Origin of the sequence: Pararhodobacter sp., assembly GCF_036802785.1 — a bacterium.
Taxonomy (GTDB): domain Bacteria; phylum Pseudomonadota; class Alphaproteobacteria; order Rhodobacterales; family Rhodobacteraceae; genus Pararhodobacter.
This window is the reverse complement of the sequence record NZ_DAIRVN010000005.1, coordinates 1-16,101: the sequence shown is the minus strand read 5'-3', so window position 1 is coordinate 16,101 and position 16,101 is coordinate 1. Positions and strand designations below refer to the sequence as shown.

General features: G+C 66.2%; 18 protein-coding genes and 1 tRNA gene. 8 read left to right on the top strand and 11 right to left on the bottom strand.

All coding sequences use genetic code 11. The annotated features are described in order from the left end of the window. Nucleotides 1-10: 10 nt before the first annotated feature. The 8 genes from lpxK to V7Q53_RS03480 all read right to left on the bottom strand — a co-directional run bounded on the left by lpxK (nt 11) and on the right by V7Q53_RS03480 (nt 7,289). Nucleotides 11-1,006: a tetraacyldisaccharide 4'-kinase gene (lpxK, locus tag V7Q53_RS03515; RefSeq protein WP_333826993.1), complete on the bottom strand. Its 996-nt coding sequence runs from the start codon at nt 1,004-1,006 to the stop codon at nt 11-13. After that, the gene (locus tag V7Q53_RS03510) at nt 1,003-2,190 is read right to left on the bottom strand and encodes a 3-deoxy-D-manno-octulosonic acid transferase (RefSeq protein ID WP_333826992.1); all 1,188 of its coding nucleotides are present in this window, start codon (nt 2,188-2,190) and stop codon (nt 1,003-1,005) included. Before V7Q53_RS03510 ends, lpxK begins: the two co-directional genes overlap by 4 nt. Nucleotides 2,191-2,197: 7 nt before the next feature. Then, a complete protein-coding gene (locus V7Q53_RS03505) occupies nt 2,198-2,440 on the bottom strand; it encodes a DUF4170 domain-containing protein (protein WP_333826991.1) in 243 nt (80 codons plus the stop codon). Then, nucleotides 2,437-3,294, bottom strand: a complete 858-nt coding sequence (locus V7Q53_RS03500; RefSeq protein ID WP_333826990.1) for a 3'(2'),5'-bisphosphate nucleotidase CysQ — start codon at nt 3,292-3,294, stop codon at nt 2,437-2,439. The genes V7Q53_RS03505 and V7Q53_RS03500 overlap by 4 nt, the downstream gene beginning before the upstream one ends. After that, nucleotides 3,281-4,633, bottom strand: a complete 1,353-nt coding sequence (locus V7Q53_RS03495) for a TldD/PmbA family protein (protein WP_333827075.1) — start codon at nt 4,631-4,633, stop codon at nt 3,281-3,283. Before V7Q53_RS03495 ends, V7Q53_RS03500 begins: the two co-directional genes overlap by 14 nt. 73 nt (nt 4,634-4,706) lie before the next feature. Continuing rightward, on the bottom strand, nt 4,707-6,065 hold the full coding sequence (locus tag V7Q53_RS03490; RefSeq protein ID WP_333826989.1) for a class-II fumarase/aspartase family protein: 1,359 nt from the start codon (nt 6,063-6,065) through the stop codon (nt 4,707-4,709). Nucleotide 6,066: 1 nt separating this feature from the next. Continuing rightward, nucleotides 6,067-6,792: a response regulator gene (locus V7Q53_RS03485; RefSeq protein ID WP_333826988.1), complete on the bottom strand. Its 726-nt coding sequence runs from the start codon at nt 6,790-6,792 to the stop codon at nt 6,067-6,069. Continuing rightward, nucleotides 6,789-7,289 carry a MarR family winged helix-turn-helix transcriptional regulator gene (locus tag V7Q53_RS03480; RefSeq protein ID WP_333826987.1) on the bottom strand — a complete coding sequence of 167 codons (501 nt, stop codon included), beginning with the start codon at nt 7,287-7,289 and terminating at the stop codon, nt 6,789-6,791. The genes V7Q53_RS03485 and V7Q53_RS03480 overlap by 4 nt, the downstream gene beginning before the upstream one ends. A gap of 169 nt (nt 7,290-7,458) precedes the next feature. Between V7Q53_RS03480 and V7Q53_RS03475 the strand changes: the two genes are divergently transcribed. Both V7Q53_RS03475 and V7Q53_RS03470 read left to right on the top strand, forming a co-directional pair. Further along, the gene (locus V7Q53_RS03475; protein WP_333826986.1) at nt 7,459-8,325 is read left to right on the top strand and encodes a branched-chain amino acid aminotransferase; all 867 of its coding nucleotides are present in this window, start codon (nt 7,459-7,461) and stop codon (nt 8,323-8,325) included. A gap of 156 nt (nt 8,326-8,481) precedes the next feature. After that, nucleotides 8,482-8,958 (top strand): hypothetical protein, encoded by a 477-nt coding sequence (locus V7Q53_RS03470; RefSeq protein ID WP_333826985.1) that lies wholly within the window; start codon nt 8,482-8,484, stop codon nt 8,956-8,958. Here V7Q53_RS03470 and V7Q53_RS03465 read toward each other — a convergent pair. Continuing rightward, nucleotides 8,949-9,605, bottom strand: a complete 657-nt coding sequence (locus V7Q53_RS03465) for a winged helix-turn-helix transcriptional regulator (RefSeq protein WP_333826984.1) — start codon at nt 9,603-9,605, stop codon at nt 8,949-8,951. The two genes, V7Q53_RS03470 and V7Q53_RS03465, sit on opposite strands and share 10 nt — an antisense overlap. An 86-nt stretch (nt 9,606-9,691) precedes the next feature. Between V7Q53_RS03465 and V7Q53_RS03460 the strand changes: the two genes are divergently transcribed. From V7Q53_RS03460 to V7Q53_RS03445, 4 genes are all read left to right on the top strand, one after another. After that, nucleotides 9,692-10,417, top strand: a complete 726-nt coding sequence (locus V7Q53_RS03460; protein WP_333826983.1) for a DUF1428 domain-containing protein — start codon at nt 9,692-9,694, stop codon at nt 10,415-10,417. Continuing rightward, the gene (locus V7Q53_RS03455; protein ID WP_333826982.1) at nt 10,414-11,088 is read left to right on the top strand and encodes a glutathione S-transferase family protein; all 675 of its coding nucleotides are present in this window, start codon (nt 10,414-10,416) and stop codon (nt 11,086-11,088) included. The genes V7Q53_RS03460 and V7Q53_RS03455 overlap by 4 nt, the downstream gene beginning before the upstream one ends. 89 nt (nt 11,089-11,177) lie before the next feature. Next, on the top strand, nt 11,178-11,657 hold the full coding sequence (locus V7Q53_RS03450; protein ID WP_333826981.1) for a VOC family protein: 480 nt from the start codon (nt 11,178-11,180) through the stop codon (nt 11,655-11,657). A 171-nt stretch (nt 11,658-11,828) separates the two neighbouring features. Next, on the top strand, nt 11,829-12,092 hold the full coding sequence (locus V7Q53_RS03445) for an I78 family peptidase inhibitor (RefSeq protein ID WP_333826980.1): 264 nt from the start codon (nt 11,829-11,831) through the stop codon (nt 12,090-12,092). 193 nt (nt 12,093-12,285) lie between these two features. Here V7Q53_RS03445 and V7Q53_RS03440 read toward each other — a convergent pair whose 3' ends face one another. Together V7Q53_RS03440 and V7Q53_RS03435 are read right to left on the bottom strand one after the other, a co-directional pair. Next, nucleotides 12,286-13,800 carry an ABC-F family ATP-binding cassette domain-containing protein gene (locus tag V7Q53_RS03440; RefSeq protein ID WP_333826979.1) on the bottom strand — a complete coding sequence of 505 codons (1,515 nt, stop codon included), beginning with the start codon at nt 13,798-13,800 and terminating at the stop codon, nt 12,286-12,288. 327 nt (nt 13,801-14,127) lie between these two features. Then, a tRNA-Arg gene (locus V7Q53_RS03435) sits at nt 14,128-14,204 on the bottom strand. Nucleotides 14,205-14,429: 225 nt separating this feature from the next. Here V7Q53_RS03435 and V7Q53_RS03430 point away from each other — a divergent pair. Both V7Q53_RS03430 and V7Q53_RS03425 read left to right on the top strand, forming a co-directional pair. After that, nucleotides 14,430-15,014 carry an ImuA family protein gene (locus V7Q53_RS03430; protein ID WP_442954408.1) on the top strand — a complete coding sequence of 195 codons (585 nt, stop codon included), beginning with the start codon at nt 14,430-14,432 and terminating at the stop codon, nt 15,012-15,014. Continuing rightward, nucleotides 14,929-16,101: Y-family DNA polymerase (locus V7Q53_RS03425; RefSeq protein ID WP_333826977.1), on the top strand; the 1,173-nt coding region annotated here is incomplete at its 3' end. The genes V7Q53_RS03430 and V7Q53_RS03425, both read left to right, overlap by 86 nt.

Here is a 16,101-nt window from a genome sequence, read left to right as displayed (position 1 = left end):
GCCACAGGGTTCAGGCGCGCGGCGGCAGGTTCAGGACCTCCAGCAGCGCCTCCGGGTTTTCCAGTGACAGGCGCACGGGCAAGGTCAGAACCTTGGCGCGCATCGCACGGGGCAGGCGCACCGCATCCTTTTCGGTGGTGACAAGCTGCGCACCAAGCGCGCGCGCCTCATGCTCCAGCCGGGTCAGCAGCGCCGTGCTCAGGGGTTGGTGATCATCCAGCGCCTTGGTGCCGGCGAGAACCACGCCTAGCGCTTCCAGCGTATCGAAGAACTTCTGCGGGCGGCCGATCCCGGCGAAGGCAAGCGCGCGCAGCCCCTGCCACTGCATCCCGGTTTCCAGCGGAGTCAGCGCGGCCCCCAGCACCGGCTTGCCCGTCAGTGCCTGCGCCCATTGCGCGGCGAAGTGGTCGCGGGCGTCACGGGGGCCGATGACCAGCACCAGATCGGCCCGTTTCAGGCCCACGGCGACAGGTTCGCGCAGCGGGCCTGCGGGCAGACAGCGGCCATTACCGAAACCCGCCACGGCATCAACCACCACAATCGCGCGTGTCTTGATGACCGAAGGGTTCTGCAAACCATCGTCCATCAGCACAATCCCGGCCCCGGCCTTTTGCGCGGCGCGAACCCCGGCGGCGCGGTCCTGCGCCACCCAGACGGGCACGAAAGCCGCAATCAGCAAAGGCTCGTCGCCCACCTGTGCGGCGGTATGGCGGCGTTCATCTACCTGCACCGGGCCGCGCAGTGACCCGCCATACCCGCGCGAGACCACCTGCACCGGCCAGCCCTGTGCCGCCAGCATCTGCGCCAGCGCGATGACCACCGGCGTCTTGCCGGTGCCGCCCGCATTCAGATTGCCCACGCAGATCACCGGCACAGCCGCTTGCCAGCCGGGCTGCGCCAGCCTGCGGCGCGTGGCGAAAGCATAAAGGGCGCCCAGCGGCGCCAGCAGCCGCGCCTGCCAGCCGGGCCGCTGCGGCGGGTTAAGCCAGAAGCGGGGCGGTTTCATGATACGCTCTGCCGGTTGAGCTGCATCCAGTCGCAGATCGCCCGCGCCAGATGATAGGTGGCGTCGCTGCCCTCGGTGGCCAGTGTCCAGGCCTTCAGCGCGGCCTCGGCGCCGATCTCGGGCGACAGAAGCGCGCTGACGGCCTCGCCCAGATCCCCGGCGGCGCTGATCCGGCGGCCCCCTCCGGAGCGGCGCAGTTGTTCCAGAAAGACGCGGCAGTCAGCCTCGGCATGCGGGCCAAAGACCAGCGCTGACCCCAGCGCTGCGGCGGTCAGCGGGCCGGGCGTGGCGGTGGCGGGCGACAGAGAGCCGCCCAGATAGCTGACGGGCGCCAGACGCAGGAACAGGCCCGGCTCATCCTCGGCATCGGTGATATAGATCTGCGTCGTCTCGTTGATATCGTCGTCGCGCATCCGCTGGGCGCAGGAAAAGCCCAGCTCACTCGCGCGCGCAGCCAATGCATCGCCATCGCGCTGATCACGCGGGGCAAGGATCATCAGCAGCCGGTGCGAGCGGCGCAGCGCCTGCGCATGGGCGGCCAGGGCGGCCTCGGTCTCGCTCTGCGGCAGGCTGTAGGCAAACCAGACGGGCCGCCCGGCAAGCATGGTGCGCAGCGCGGCCAGTTCGACGTGATTGCAGGTCGGTGCAGGCGGAAAGCGGGCCAGTGCCCCCCCCGCAACAACGGATGCAGGGCTGCGCAGCTGGCGGGTGAACCACTGTGCCGCACCCTCGCTGCGCGTGTGAATCTGCGCGAAAGCGGCCAGAAGCGTGCGCGAAAAGCCGGGCCATGCACGCCACCGGCCCGGGGCACCGGCATGGGTGGCATTGACCAGCATCAGCGCGATGCCGCGCGCCCGCGCCCGCTCGATCAGGTTGGGCGGCAGGACCGTTCCGGCAAGCACGATCAGCACCGGGCGCGTCCGGTCAAGCCAGGCGTCGATCACGCGCGGGTTCTCTCCCGGCCCGGGGCGCGCGCCGCCACCTGTCACCAGACATTCCGGGGCATTGCGCTGCTCCGCCAACTGCGCGGCCAGCAGTTTGAGCGCCTCATGCTCACCCGGATCGGTGGCGTGAAGCCAGCATATCGGGCCTGCCCCGGCGGCGGGCAGGTCCGTCTCTGTGGAAGGGTCGGCGTTGTGGCCGCCCAGCATGCGGTAGGCCCGCAAACCGGAGATACTGCCCATCGGCCTGTCAGACGAGGCTTTGAGTGGGGCTGTGCTCGTTGCTCTCTTCCATCAGACGGTGCAGATGCGCGATGAAATAACGCGTCGTCGCGTGATCGACGGTGCGCTGCGCCTCTGCCTTCCAGGCGCGATGGGCGCTGGCATAATCGGGGAAAAGCCCGACAACATGGATCTTCGCCGGGTCGACAAACTCGTTCGACGCAGGAGAAACGAGTTCACCGCCAAAGACGATGTGCAGTCGCTGGGTCATGAGAGGCTCCGTTTCAGGGTGGGGGCAGGGGGGGATCCGGCAGTGCCCGCGGGCAGACCGCGCGCGCTCAGCAGCGTGGAATGCAGCGGGGCGGGGGCGGCGAGAACGCCGGGGTTTCTGGCTTCGGGCTGGTTGAACCGCAGCGGCGCGCCATCCCGGGTGCTGACGCGCACCCCGGCCTCGGTCGCAATCAGCGCGGCGGCGGCAATGTCCCAGTCCCATGAGTCACGCAGGGTGATCAGCGCGTCAAACGCGCCCTCGCCCACCAGCGCCAGACGCCAGGCCAACGAGGGGCGGCAATGGCGTTCCACATCCGGCACACCGCCGGGCCAGTGCCGGGGCTCAAAGGCGGGGCGGGTGGCAAGGACGCGCGCGCCCGTCAGATCGGTGCGCGCCGAGGCCCGCAGGGGCTGGCCGTTGAGAAAGGCGCCGTGCCCGCGCGTGGCGGTATAGGTCAGATCAAGCAGCGGCAGATGCACCACCGCCGCCACCGGCATGCCGTCGATCACCACGGCCAGCGCATGGGCAAAGCTTTTCTGCCCCTCGATAAAGGCGCGGGTGCCGTCTATCGGGTCAATAACAAAGGTCGCCTCCGTCCGCAGCCGCGCCAGATCGCCCAGCGGGTCGCTTTCTTCGGACATCCAGCCATAGGCCGGGCGGGCCGTGGTGAGTTTGGCCTGAAGGTAGTCATTCACCGCCAGATCGGCCTCGGTCACCGGGCCAAGGCCGCCGCCCTTGTCCCAGCTTTTTGTGCCGCGCGCGAAATGGCGGGCGGCGATGGCGCCCGCGCCTTTTGCCGCATCACCGAGCAGGGCCAGATCATTGGCGAATGGGTCGGTTTCAGGCCCCCGCAAGCGTCAACCCTTCCACCAGAAGCGAGGGAACGACGGTGCCCAGATGCTGGCGCGCGTCATTCGCCGGGGTCATCCGCAGCAGCATGTCGCGCAGATTCCCCGCGATGGTGCATTCATTGACCGGATAGCGGATCTCACCGCCCTCCACCCAGAAGCCAGAGGCCCCGCGCGAGTAATCGCCCGTGGTGGGGTTGATGGTCGAACCGATCAGCGAGGTGACCAACAGACCCGTGCCCATCGCGCGGATCAGGTCATCGCGGCTTTGCGCGCCCTGCGTCAGCGCCAGATTGGACAGGCTGGGTGAGGGGGGCGCGCTGGGGCCGCGGCTGGCGCTGGCGGTGCTTTCCATCCCCAGCTTGCGGGCAGTGGCAAGGTCCAGCACCCAGCCCTGCAACACCCCGTCCGCCACCAGCAGGCGGCGGGCCGTCGCCAGCCCCTCCGCGTCAAACGGGCGCGAGCCGGAGATGCGTTTGCGGTGCGGGTCTTCGGTCAGCGACAGCCCGGCGGGCAGCACCTGCTGACCCAGCGCATCACGCAGCCAGCTTGAGCCGCGCGCGATGGCGGTGCCGTTGATGGCCGCCGCCAGATGCCCGATCAGCGAGGCCGCGATGCGTTCATCATAGAGCACCGGAAATGCCCCGCTGGGCGGTTTGCGCGCCCCGGCCCGGGCCGCCGCGCGCTCGCCTGCCAGTGTGCCCACGCTTTCAGCGCTGGGAAGATCGGCCTGAAAGATGCGCCCTTCGGCAGCCCAGTCCCGCTCCATGCCGGTGCCTTCGCCGGTGATTGCCACGCAGGAGATGGACCGGGAGCTGCGCAGATAACCGCCCGAAAACCCGTTCGTTGCGGCCAGATGCACCATCCGTCTGCCATAGCCTGCCGAGGCTGCGTCGATCTGGCTGATGCCCCTGACGGCCCGTGCCGCGGCTTCGGCGCGGCAGGCATCATCCTGCAGGGCGGCGGGGTCAGGCTCTGCCGCCGGGTCATGCAGCTCAAGCCCGGTGCCATCGCGCCACTGCGACAGTTGCGCCGGGTCCGCCAGCCCGACGAAAGGGTCTTCGGGCGCCTCGCGCGCCATGGCGACCGCGCGTTCGGCCATCGCCGCCAGCGTCTCGGGCCGCGCATCGGAGGATGAGACACAGGCCTGCCGCTGCCCGATCAGGACCCGCAGGCCAAGGTCCATGCCTTCGGCGCGCTCGGCATGCTCCAGTGTCCCGCCGCGCACATCCACAGACACCGAGGTGCCTTCGATCACGATGGCATCGGCGGAATCGGCGCCAGCCTTGCGGGCGGCGTCAAGCAGCGCTTCGGTCAGTTGGGCAGGGGCGGGGGTTTGGGTCATCATCGGGCCTTGTTATGCGCGGGTATCGCGTGATTACCGCGCGCGGCGTGCGATGAAAACCCGCAACCGGCCTTCAGGCCAGCCCTTCGCCGCGCGCCAGTTCCAGAACGGCATCGACCATCGCGCCCGCCGAGCCGGTGTAATTGCCGGGCTCCAGCAGATGATCAAGCGCCTCGGTTGTCAGATGGGCCATGACATCCGGGTCTTCAAGAAGCGCGGCGCGCAGACTGATACCGTGCTTAACGGCGTGTTGCGCCGCTTTGGTGGCCATCGCATGCGCCGCCGCGCGCCCGGCGCGGGGCGCAAGGCCCATCATCACCGCCTCGGACATCACCAGGCCGCCGCCCGCATCGAGATTGGCGCGCATCCGGGCGGCATCCACTTCCAGCCCCTGCAGGAGCGGCAGGGCATGGGCCATCGCGCCAGAGAGCAGCAGGAAGGCCTCTGGCAGAACGGCCCATTCCACGGGCATCGCCCCCGTGCCGCGCTCATGGTCCTGCACCATCGCATCCAGTTGCCCGCCCGGCAGGTCGCGCAGCCGCCGGGCCAGCGCGATGATCTGCGGGCTGGCGACCGGGTTGCGCTTTTGCGGCATGGTGGAAGAGCCGCCGCGACCGGGCACAAAGGGCTCGCGCACCTCGCCCACCTCACTGCGCATCAGCATGGCGATCTCGGTGCCGATCTTGCCCAGTGTCGCGCCGACCATCGCCAGCCAGTGCACCAGCTCAGCCCAGCGGTCACGGGCGGTGTGCCAGGTGATCGGCGGGGTGCCAAGGTTCAGGGCCTGCATCATGGCCGCGCGCACCGCAATGCCGTCCGTGCCCAGCGTGGCCAGCGTGCCGACGGCGCCGCCGAACTGACCCACCAGAACCCGCTCGCGCAGCGCGGGCAGGCGGGCGCGGTGGCGCAGCATCTCGTCCAGCCAGACGGCGGCCTTGTAGCCAAAGGTGACCGGCACCGCCTGCTGCTGGAAGCTGCGCCCGGCCATGACCGTATCACGGTGCTGCCGGGCCAGCGCGGCGATCGCCCGGATCAGCGCGTCAAGGTCAGCCTGCACCAGCCCCAGCGCATCGCGGATCTGAAGGGTGAAGCCGGTGTCCAGAATATCCTGCGTAGTGGCGCCCCAGTGGACCCAGCGGCGGGTCTCGGCGCTGCATAGCGCGCCCAGATGCTTTACCAGCGGGATGATCGCCACGCCCGACAGGTCATAATCGGCCTTCATCGCCGCCAGATCCAGCGCATCCACCTTCGCCACGCGGGCAATTTCCGCTGCGGCCGCGGCGGGGATCAGCCCCAGCCCCGCCTGTGCCTGCGCCAGCGCCACCTCGGTTTCCAGCCACGCGCCGATGCGCGCCCGGTCGGCAAACACTGCCCGCATGGCCGGGGTGCAGAACTGGTCGCGGAAATAAGGGGAGTCGAGGGCGGTTGTCATGTCATCCGACCGTCAGCATATAGCCTTCGCCGCGCACGGTCTGCAGATAGCGCGGGCGCTTCGGGTCAGGCTCTATCTTGCGGCGCAGGCGGGTGATCTGCACGTCGATCGCCCGCTCCTGGGTCATCTCGCCGCTGGCCCCGCCCCGGTCACGGCCCAGATGGTCCACCAGTGCCTCGCGGCTGACAACCTGCCCCTGCGACGCGGCCAGAAGCCGCATCAGCGCGCCCTCGGTCTGGGTCAGGCGCACGGCTTCGTTGCCGTCGCGCAGCTCGCCGCTTTCGGGCTCGTAGCGCATCTGGCCAAGGATCAGCACCTGCGGCTTGTGCGCCGTGGCCTCAGGGCGCGGGGCGCGGCGCAGGATGGCGTTGATGCGCAGGACCAGTTCGCGCGGCTCAAAGGGTTTGGGGATGTAATCATCTGCCCCGGCCTCCAGTCCCGCGATCCGGTCGCGGGCCTCGCCGCGCGCGGTGAGCAGGATCACCGGCACCGGAGACAGTTTTCGCAGCCATGCCGTCAGGCTGATCCCGTCTTCGCCCGGCATCATCACATCAAGCACGATCAGATCGAACGACAGCCCTTGCAGCAGCCGCCGCGCCTGCGCCGCATCGCGCGCGGCGGTCACCATGAAGCCCTGCCGGATCAGGTATTTCTGAAGCAGGCCGCGAATGCGCTCATCATCATCAACAACCAGAAGATGGGAGGCGCCGGGGTCAGGAATGCTCATATACGAACCTCTTTGAGCGACTGATACTGCGTGCGGATCTGATCGTCCATCATCGCTTCAAGCACCTGCCGGAAGCCTGCCACCGCCTGCGGCCCCGCCCGGCGATAGGCGGCGCGCATCCGGGCGCGCTGTGCCTCGGACAACTGGCGCTCCAGTTCAGCGCCCTTGACGGTCAGCATAAGCTGCCGCTCTCGCCGGTCGGTGCGGCCCACCCGGCTTTCAACCAGCCCGTCTTCGATCAATGTCCGTAGGACGCGGTTCAGCGATTGTTTTGTCACGCCAAGCACCGTCAGCAAGGCGTTCACCGTCAGCCCGGGGCTGCGGTTGATGAAATGCAGCGCGCGGTGATGGGCGCGGCCATAGGCCATTTCCGACAGAATCCTGTCCGGGTCGGCGGTGAAGCCGCGATAGGCGAAAAACATCGCCTCGATGCCCTTGCGCAACTGTTCGTCGGTGAGAAAGAGCAGGTTTTCCCCGCCCGCGTTGCTTTGGTTCATTCTCTGCCTTCCCGGTCTGAGGCGTGCCTGTTTTTTGCGCTCGACTGAAATCATTTTATGTCAGTCTTGTTGACTTTCCAAGAATCAATTGTTAGCGATCCTGCGTTTTGACGCAACTTTATGTCCGAGTCGGCCCTAAGGGGCGCAATATTCGGAATAGGAGAGACCAATGGCCGCTTACGACGATCGCGATGGGTTCATCTGGATGGATGGCAAGCTGGTGCCGTGGCGTGAGGCCAATGTGCATGTCCTGACCCACGCGCTGCACTACGCCTCGTCGGTCTTTGAGGGCGAGCGCTGCTACAACGGCAAGGTCTTCAAAAGCCGTGAGCATTCTGAACGGCTGCTGGAATCCGGGCGGCTGCTGGATATGACGATCCCCTATACCGTCGATCAGATCGAAGAGGCCAAGGCCGCCGTGCTCAAGGCCAACAACCTTACCGATGCCTATCTGCGCGTGGTGGCATGGCGCGGTGCGGGCGAGGATATGGGTGTAGCATCTGCCCGCAACCCGGTGCGGATGGCGGCGGCCGCATGGGAATGGGGCGCCTATTATGGCGATGCCAAGATGCAGGGCGCCAAGCTCGACATCGCCAAATGGAAACGCCCCTCGCCCGAGACAATCCCGACAGCAGCCAAGGCCGCAGGGCTTTACATGATCTGCACTATGTCCAAACATGCCGCCGAGGCCAAGGGCTGCTCAGACGCGCTGTTCTTCGACTATCGCGGATATGTGGCCGAGGCGACGGGCGCGAATGTCTTCTTCATCAAGGACGGCGAAGTGCATACGCCGATCCCCGATGCCATCCTCAACGGCATCACCCGCCAGACCGTGATCAGCATGCTGAAGGATATGGGCGTGACGGTGCATGAGCGCCACATCCTGCCTGAGGAACTGCCGGGCTTCCAGCAGTGCTTCCTGACCGGCACCGCCGCCGAGGTTACCCCGGTGGGCCAGATCGGCGAGTATCATTTTCAGGTCGGCCAGCTGACCCGCGACATCTCGGTCGCCTATGAAAAGCTGGTTCGGAGCTGACCCACCGGCCCCTGAGGCAGGAAGCGGCGCGCTGTCTTCAGCGCGCCGTTTTTGCTTTCGCAGCCCTCCGGTCACAGTGTCTCTGAACTGAAGACCTGATGCTTTATCCTGATTGCGGACAACCCAGTGATACTGATCCCGGAACAGGAGGAACGTATGAAGCTGCCCCAACTCGACACCGACCGCTTCACGGCAGAAGAAGGGCTGCGGATCATCGTGCAGGTGCCTGACCTCCGCGCGCAGGAGGTTGTCGATGCCGTCCTTGCCGTCTGCACCCTGAAGTACGGCGATTATAACAGCGTGACCTTCAGGACCGTGCCGGGAACTCAGCAATTCAGGTCATTGGGCAGCGGGCGCAATGCCGCCACCGAGGATGTGCTGGAGGTGCCCTGTGTGGAGCTGTCGTTCTTTCTGCCGGATGACGGCAAAACCGCTGTTGAGGTTCTGAAGGCGGTCTATGCAACCCATCCCTACGAGGAACCCGTTCTTTTCGTCCAGCCCTGTGTGCGGACCCTGCATATCCGCGGGATGGATGAGGATAATCCGAACAGATTCTGGAACCGCGCGCCGGAAGAATGGGTGCCTGACGCGCAGAAGTCACTGCCTGACCGCTCTGGCAGCCCTCACGCCTGACGCTCAAGCCGGAACAGGGAAAGGAATTCCCCGGCGGCAGCAATGTCGCCCTCCACACCGACCACGCCCCCGGCGACCAGCTTTGGCAGGGGGACCGGGCCATAGACCGCCATCGCCTGCTGGTTGCCATTCCCTGAAAGGATAAAGGGGGCCGCAGGGCGGGTGACAGCGCGTGTCTGCACCTTTCCGCCGGCCAGTTGCATCTCAAAGGCCTCATTGCCGAAACTGAACCCCGCAAGCGCCCTGCGCTCCGGCGGCAGATCACGGATCAGGTTCACCCCCATCGAGATCATCAACGCTGAGGGGCTGATAAAGCGCGAAGGGTCGTGGCCCGGCACGATCAGCGCCCAACGGCAAAGCGCCTCAAGCACCGGCAACACCGCGCGCCCCGCCTCCGTCAGGGCATAGATGCCCAGTCGCTCATCGTGCTCAACCACCCCGGCCTGCGTCAGTTGCGCCAGTCGCCCGGTCAGCACGCTGGCCGTAATGCCCGGCAAGCCCGCCCGGATCATCTGGAAGCGCTTGGGCGCGAACATCAGCTCGCGCACCACCAGCAGCGCCCATCGGTCGCCGATCAGGTTGAGCGAATGGGCCGCCAGACAGCCTTCATCATAGCGTAGGCGCGGGATTTCCGCCTGTTTACTCATTTTTTCATACTTATGGTTGTTTTTTACTACTAACGCTGGCACGCTCAGGAAGCAAGCAGAATCGGCTGCACGAAAGGGAGAGAAGGATGGCGTATTACACAGGTTCGGTAGGGGCGGTGCCCACTGCGAATAAAGGCAAGTATCTGGAACATCTTACCGCCGCATGGCCGCTGTTCAACTCCTATGGCGCAACGCGTATGGTTGAAACATGGGGCGTGGACGTGCCCAAGGGCAAGGTCACCGATTTCTACGGCGCGGTCGATGCACGCGACGATGAATCCATCGTGTTTTCGTGGATTGAATGGCCGGACAAGGCGACCGCTGACGCCTCGTGGCAAAAGATGACGAATGATCCGGCGATGAAACAGATGCCCGAAATGCCCTTTGATGGCAGCCGCATGATCTTTGGCGGGTTTTCCCCGGTGTATGAGGCCGGTCAGCATACCGGCGCGGGGTATTATCAGGGCTTCCTGCTGGCGGTGCCGGAAAAGAACAAGGCTGCCTACGCCGCCATGGCAGATGAAGGCTGGAAGATGTTTCAGAAGGGCGGCGCCAGCGGGATGATGGAGGCCTGGGGCGAAGACGTTCCGCGCGGCAAGAAAACTGACTTCTACCGCGCCACCAAGGCCGAAGCCGGCGAGGTCGCGGTGTTCAGCTGGACGGCATGGCCTGACCGCGCCACCTGCGACGCCGCCGCCAAGGCGATGGAGGCCGAGATGGGCGATATGGACACCTCCACCATGCCCTTTGATGGCATGCGGATGATGTGGGCCGGGTTCGAGCCGCTGTTCGACTCGAAAGCCGACGCATGACACTGACGCTCATAACCTTCGACTGGTTGCCGGATTTTCCGCGCGGCTTCGTGCGCGACATGCGGGTGCGCTGGTGCCTTGAGGAACTGGGCCGCCCCTACCGCGTGGAAACCGTGCCCTCCCATCCCAAAAGCGATGCCCATTGGCAGATGCAGCCCTTCGGGCAGGTGCCGGTGATCCGCGAGAAGGATCTGACGCTGTTTGAAAGTGGGGCGATCCTGATGCATCTGGCCGAGGGCAGTGCGCTGCTGCCCGGCCCCCGGCGCGCCTTGGTCACGCAATGGATGTTTGCCGCGCTGAACACGGTTGAGGAGGCAAGCGCGCGCTGGGTGCTGATGGTGCTAGCAGTGCGGATGCCGGACTTCTTTGGCCCGGCACCGGACAAGCAGGTCATCGAATTTGCGAGGCAGGGAATGAACGCCCGGCTGGCACCGCTGGAAGAAAAGCTCGCCGCGCAGGACTGGCTGGCGGGTGATTTCAGCATTGCCGATATTGCGATGATTGACGTGCTTCGGGTGGGCCGGTCGGAAGGCGCGCTGGAGGGCTGGCCAGCGCTTGCCGCCTATGTCGCGCGCGGCACCGCGCGGCCAGCGTTCCGAAAGGCGATGGATGATCACATGGCCCACTGGCAGGCTGCGGACCATGCGCGCATGGCTGCCGCCCCGGCCTGAAAGGGCACCCTGAAACCTGCCTTGCCCGGTCGCGGGTCTGTCGCGGGTGCCGACATTTCCCACCCGTTCAAGATGAGGATGCACAATCAATGACCCTTCCCAAGAACACAATCTGCCTCTGGTATCATAGCGAAGCCGAGGCCGCCGCCCGTTTTTATGCCGAAGTCTTTCCTGACAGCGCGGTCAAAGCCATCCATCATGCGCCCAGTGACTATCCATCCGGCAAGGAGGGGGATGTGCTGACGGTGGAGTTCTCTGTCCTCGGTATTCCTTGTCTGGGCCTGAACGGCGGGCCTGCCTTCACGCATAGCGAGGCCTTCTCCTTTCAGGTTTCCACCGAGGATCAGGAAGAGACCGACCGTTACTGGAACGCCATTGTCGCAAATGGCGGTCAGGAAAGCGCCTGCGGATGGTGCAAGGACAAATGGGGCATCTCATGGCAGATTACGCCGCGGGCGCTGATAGAGGCGTTGGCCGCAGGTGGTGCAGAGGCGAAACGCGCATTCGAGGCGATGATGACCATGCACAAGATCGACGTCGCCACCATTGAGGCCGCCCGCAAGGGCTGACGCGGAGCGCCGGGCACCCGGGTATCCCCGGTAAGGCCGGTGCATCGGCACATTGGCGGCATATTGCCGACCGGTTTTCGCCTGTCCGGCCGCTGGCGCCGCCAGACAGGTTGACCGTTCCACCGGCGTTGCGCACAGATTGGCATCGAGCCCCAACAAGTGGATATACCGATGAGAGCCGCCCTGATTGTTTCCGCCCTGCTTCTTGCCGCCTGTCAGGCACCCGTGGCTGACAGCCCGTCCGAGGACACCTGCACCGCCGCCAACCTGCAGCACCTTGTCGGCGCGCCCGCCACCGCAGCCGACGCGATTTCCGCGCCCTCGGATATGCGCATCATCCGGCCCGGGCAGGCAGTGACGATGGATTTCCGCGCAGACCGTCTGAACATCGAGCTTGATGAGGACGACCAGATCAGCCGGATTTTCTGCGGCTGACACCCATGGTCCCAGCGGCGAAATCACGAAGACCGTTCCCGACGTGAGGGGCGCCGACTGGCCCGATGCATGTCACCGGCCAGCACTGCCGCCATTCGGCCCCGGCGCCCTTCGCAGCGCAGCGGACCCCTCGGGGACGTCGCGCACTCAACCAGCAATCATCTGATCCGGCCCCGTGACCCGGCGGGCCGGATCAGCCCGCCATCAGCCTCTCGAACACGGGATCAGGATCATCAACCTCGATCAGGCGCTTGTTGTCGATCACCCAGATGCGGGTGGCCACGGCCCGCACAAAGGCGCGGTCATGGCTGACCAACAGGCAGGCCGCGCCGTGTTCGGTCAACTCGCCCTGCAGCATATCTTGCCCATCAATGTCGAGATGGTTGGTCGGTTCGTCCAGCAGGTAAAAATTCGGCTGCGCCAGCCGCAGCATCAGCATGGCAAGCCGCGCCCGCTGACCGCCTGACAGGCGCGAAACGGGCGCTGTCTGGGCGTCAATGGCAGTCCCGGCACCCGCCAGCAGCGTGCGTGCCTGCTGGTCAGCCAAAGTGTTGGCGTGTTTCACCGCCTCCCATGGCGTCGGAAAGGCATCAAGTTGCGACAGGGCCTGATCGGAATAGCCCAGCCTCAGGCTGGCGGTGCCCCGGATTTCCGGATCCGCGCCGGACAATGCCTTCCGCAGCCGCGCGACCAGACGGGTCTTGCCGCTGCCGTTGGCACCCAATAGCGCCACCCGGTCGCCTTTCTCGATCCAGAGCTTGCCGGTGCGCAACAGCGCCCGCCCGTCCGGCGTTGTGATCGTGGTCTCGCCGAGTGACACCAGCGCTCTGGCATGGGTGCCGCTGTTGGTCAGGCGGATCGATCCGGCCGACCCCTCGCGATGCACCGGCTGCGCCCTCTCCTCCAGCCGGTCGGCACGTTCGGACAGTTGTTTCGTCTTGACCACCAGCAGATCAGAGCCGGAGTTGATGCCGATGTTCTTCAGCTTCGCCGCCTGCTGACGCAGGGCGCGGACCTTGCGCATGTCATTGCCGAACTGCCGGTCGCGCGCGGCGTCGCGCTCTTCCAGCGCGGCAAGCGCCCGCGAATAGGGCAGCGCGAAATCGGCGCTTTCCGTTGGCCGCAGGAACAGGGTGCGGCTGGTGATGTCATCGAGAAAGGCGCGGTCATGGCTCGCCACCACCACGGCGCAATCGCGGGGCAGGGCGGCGAGGAACCGCTCCAGCACACCGATCCGCCCGATATCCAAGTGGTTCGTCGGCTCATCGAGCAACAGCAGATCGGGCGCAACCACGGCGGCGCGGGCCAGCAGCATGACCCGCTGCCAGCCGCCGGAAAGATTGTGAACGGCGCGGTCGCGCAGATCCGCGTCCACGCCCAGATCGTCGAGCAGGATATCGACGCGCCAGCTAGCGGTTTCTGCGGCCTCGGTGTCCAGCGCGTCGCGCACGGCGTCATACAGGCTCAGGGGCAGCAGATGCGCCGGCGGGTCCTGTGGCGCAAAGGCGGTGATCAGGCCGCGCGCACGGATTACGCTGCCGGTCGTGGCCTCTTCCTGGCCCGCAAGGATCCGCAGCAGCGAGGATTTGCCGCGCCCGTTCGTGGCGACAAGGCCGAGGCGGTCGCCTTTGGCGATGGAGAGGTCGAGGTTGGCAAACAGGGTGACGCTACGCGTCAGCGAAAGGTCTTTGACCGCGATAAGGGACATGGGAGTCTCATCAGTTCAGACAGGCGCAAACAGCGCCGGAAGAGGCTGACGATGAGACGGCTATGCGCTCCCGGTCAGCCCCGCGAGATGAAGCGCGGGGCAGAGACAGGTCCTCGGGTGCGGTTATGGAAGCATTGGCACAACACCGGCTTCCCCCTCCTGTTCGATCCGATTGGACAAATGTAATCAGTTTTCGCTGAGAGGGCAACACCGGCCATCCCGTCCTTGATCCGTCAAGGGCCTTAGCCGGGTCAAGATGCGCCAGAACCTCTTGCAAGGTTTCCAGCCGGGTTTGGCTGTCGCGCTACAGGCAGCTTAAAGAAGTGGTGGCGATCCCGGGAGGACTCGAACCCCCAACATCCTGATTAGAAGTCAGGTGCTCTATCCAGTTGAGCTACGGGACCATGGCGCTTTTATACCGGTTCAGAAAAGGGTGCGCAACGCTTCGCCTTCTGCTTTGGGTCAGGGGCGCGATGGCTTGAGGCGGGCAGGGGGTGGCGGGGGCTCCGCGCCCTGTGGTGGTGCGCCTTTCGCGGGCTGAGCAAAACACGCCAGCCTGCGCATTTGTTGCAGTTCCGCACCGCAAGGGCCTCAACTTTCCCGGAAACTGCACTAGACTCCGGGCCATGATGAGCAGTCCGATCCCCGGCTTCCCCCTGCGCGCCGCCCGTGTCCATGAGGTTTATGGCCCCGGGGGCGCGGCCTTTTGCGCCATCGCTGCCGCCGCTGCCGGCGGGCCGGTGTTATGGGTGCGCGAAGACTGGCTGCCTGAGGCGCTGAACCCGGTCGGCCTTGCCGCCCTGCTTGACCCCGCGCATCTTCTGCTGGCCCGCACGGCGGATCAGACCGACAGTCTGGCGGTGACCGAAGAAGCGCTCAGGGACGGGGCGGTGGCCTTTGTCGTGACCGAAATCACCCGGCCGCTCAATCTGCGCGAGGGGCGGCGGCTGCAACTGGCCGCTCAGGCGGGGAACAGCACCGGGCTGTGCCTGACCCCCGAGGGGATGGGCTCGAACGCTGCCGAGACCCGCTGGCATGCCGCCCCGGTGCTTGATCCGGAGGGGGAGGACTCGACTCTGATGCGGTGGGAAATTACAAAGAACAAATCAGGAACACTTGGAGCCTGGAATGTTCGATGGGATCGAAAGGCGCATCGTCTGCATATGGTTTCCCCGGCTGTCCAGCGACCGGGTTCTGCGGGCCTGCCCGGTTGATGCCCCCTTTGCCCTGACCACCCGGCTGGACAATACCGAGCGTATCCATTGCCTCAATGCCCGTGCTGAGCAGGCGGTGCTGCACCGGGGCATGCCGCTGGCCGATGCCCGCGCTTTCTGCCCGGAACTTGTCAGCCGCCCCGCGCGGCCTGATCTGGACAAACGCTTTCTGGCCGCGCTGCGCCGCTGGGCCCTGCGGTATTGCCCCTGGGTTGGGCCTGAGGGAACGGATGGGCTGGTGCTGGACATTACCGGCGCCAGCCACCTGTGGGGCGGCGAAGAGGCGATGCTGGAGGATATGCGCGCCCGCCTGAACGCGGCTGGGCTGGAACTGCGGCTGGGGCTGGGCGCCACGCGCGGGGCGGCCTGGGCGCGGGCGCATTACGGCACCGAGGGGCAGGTGCTTGGCGCGCTGCCGGTGGCGGCACTGCGGCTGGAGGCGCAGACCGACACCGCCCTTCAGCGGCTGGGTCTGCGCACGATCGGCGATCTTTGCGCCGCGCCTCGGGGGCCGCTTGCCCGCCGCTTCGGGCAGGGCCTGCTGCTGCGGCTGGATCAGGCGCTTGGTCAGCAGCCAGAGCCGGTCACCCCTGCCACCGAGCCGCCGCATTACGGCGTGCGCCTGACCCTGCCTGAGCCCATCGGCATGGTTTCGGATGTGATGGCGGCCACCGCACGGCTGCTGGAATCGCTGTGCCACAAGCTGCGGGAGCAGGAGGTCGGGGCGCGCAGGCTGGGGCTGACGCTGCGCCGGGTCGATCAGGGCAGCCAGCAGGTGGAATTGCGGCTGGCGGCGGCCATGCGTGACCCGCAGCGCATTCTGCCACTTTTCGAGCGGGGGGTGAGTGCGGTGGAGGTTGGCTTCGGCATCGACCAGGTCCGGCTGGAGGCCACGGTGGTGGAGCCGCTGGCCGCCCAGCAGACCGGCCTGACCGCCACGCCCTACAGTCCGGACCGGCTGAGCGATCTGATCACCCGGATCGGCACCCGGATCGGGCTGGAGAATGTGCTGCGCTTCCTGCCTGCTGACAGCCACATCCCCGAGCGCGGTTTTCTGATTGCCCCCGCCGCCTATACGGTGCCCGAA

Coding starts and splice junctions, on each gene's coding strand:
- lpxK (WP_333826993.1), bottom strand. CDS start 1,006: ATGAAACCGCCCCGCTTCTGGCTTAACCCGCCGCAGCGGCCCGGCTGG.
- V7Q53_RS03510 (WP_333826992.1), bottom strand. CDS start 2,190: ATGGGCAGTATCTCCGGTTTGCGGGCCTACCGCATGCTGGGCGGCCAC.
- V7Q53_RS03505 (WP_333826991.1), bottom strand. CDS start 2,440: ATGACCCAGCGACTGCACATCGTCTTTGGCGGTGAACTCGTTTCTCCT.
- V7Q53_RS03495 (WP_333827075.1), bottom strand. CDS start 4,633: ATGACCCAAACCCCCGCCCCTGCCCAACTGACCGAAGCGCTGCTTGAC.
- V7Q53_RS03490 (WP_333826989.1), bottom strand. CDS start 6,065: ATGACAACCGCCCTCGACTCCCCTTATTTCCGCGACCAGTTCTGCACC.
- V7Q53_RS03485 (WP_333826988.1), bottom strand. CDS start 6,792: ATGAGCATTCCTGACCCCGGCGCCTCCCATCTTCTGGTTGTTGATGAT.
- V7Q53_RS03480 (WP_333826987.1), bottom strand. CDS start 7,289: ATGAACCAAAGCAACGCGGGCGGGGAAAACCTGCTCTTTCTCACCGAC.
- V7Q53_RS03475 (WP_333826986.1), top strand. CDS start 7,459: ATGGCCGCTTACGACGATCGCGATGGGTTCATCTGGATGGATGGCAAG.
- V7Q53_RS03470 (WP_333826985.1), top strand. CDS start 8,482: ATGAAGCTGCCCCAACTCGACACCGACCGCTTCACGGCAGAAGAAGGG.
- V7Q53_RS03465 (WP_333826984.1), bottom strand. CDS start 9,605: ATGAGTAAACAGGCGGAAATCCCGCGCCTACGCTATGATGAAGGCTGT.
- V7Q53_RS03460 (WP_333826983.1), top strand. CDS start 9,692: ATGGCGTATTACACAGGTTCGGTAGGGGCGGTGCCCACTGCGAATAAA.
- V7Q53_RS03455 (WP_333826982.1), top strand. CDS start 10,414: ATGACACTGACGCTCATAACCTTCGACTGGTTGCCGGATTTTCCGCGC.
- V7Q53_RS03450 (WP_333826981.1), top strand. CDS start 11,178: ATGACCCTTCCCAAGAACACAATCTGCCTCTGGTATCATAGCGAAGCC.
- V7Q53_RS03445 (WP_333826980.1), top strand. CDS start 11,829: ATGAGAGCCGCCCTGATTGTTTCCGCCCTGCTTCTTGCCGCCTGTCAG.
- V7Q53_RS03440 (WP_333826979.1), bottom strand. CDS start 13,800: ATGTCCCTTATCGCGGTCAAAGACCTTTCGCTGACGCGTAGCGTCACC.
- V7Q53_RS03430 (WP_442954408.1), top strand. CDS start 14,430: ATGAGCAGTCCGATCCCCGGCTTCCCCCTGCGCGCCGCCCGTGTCCAT.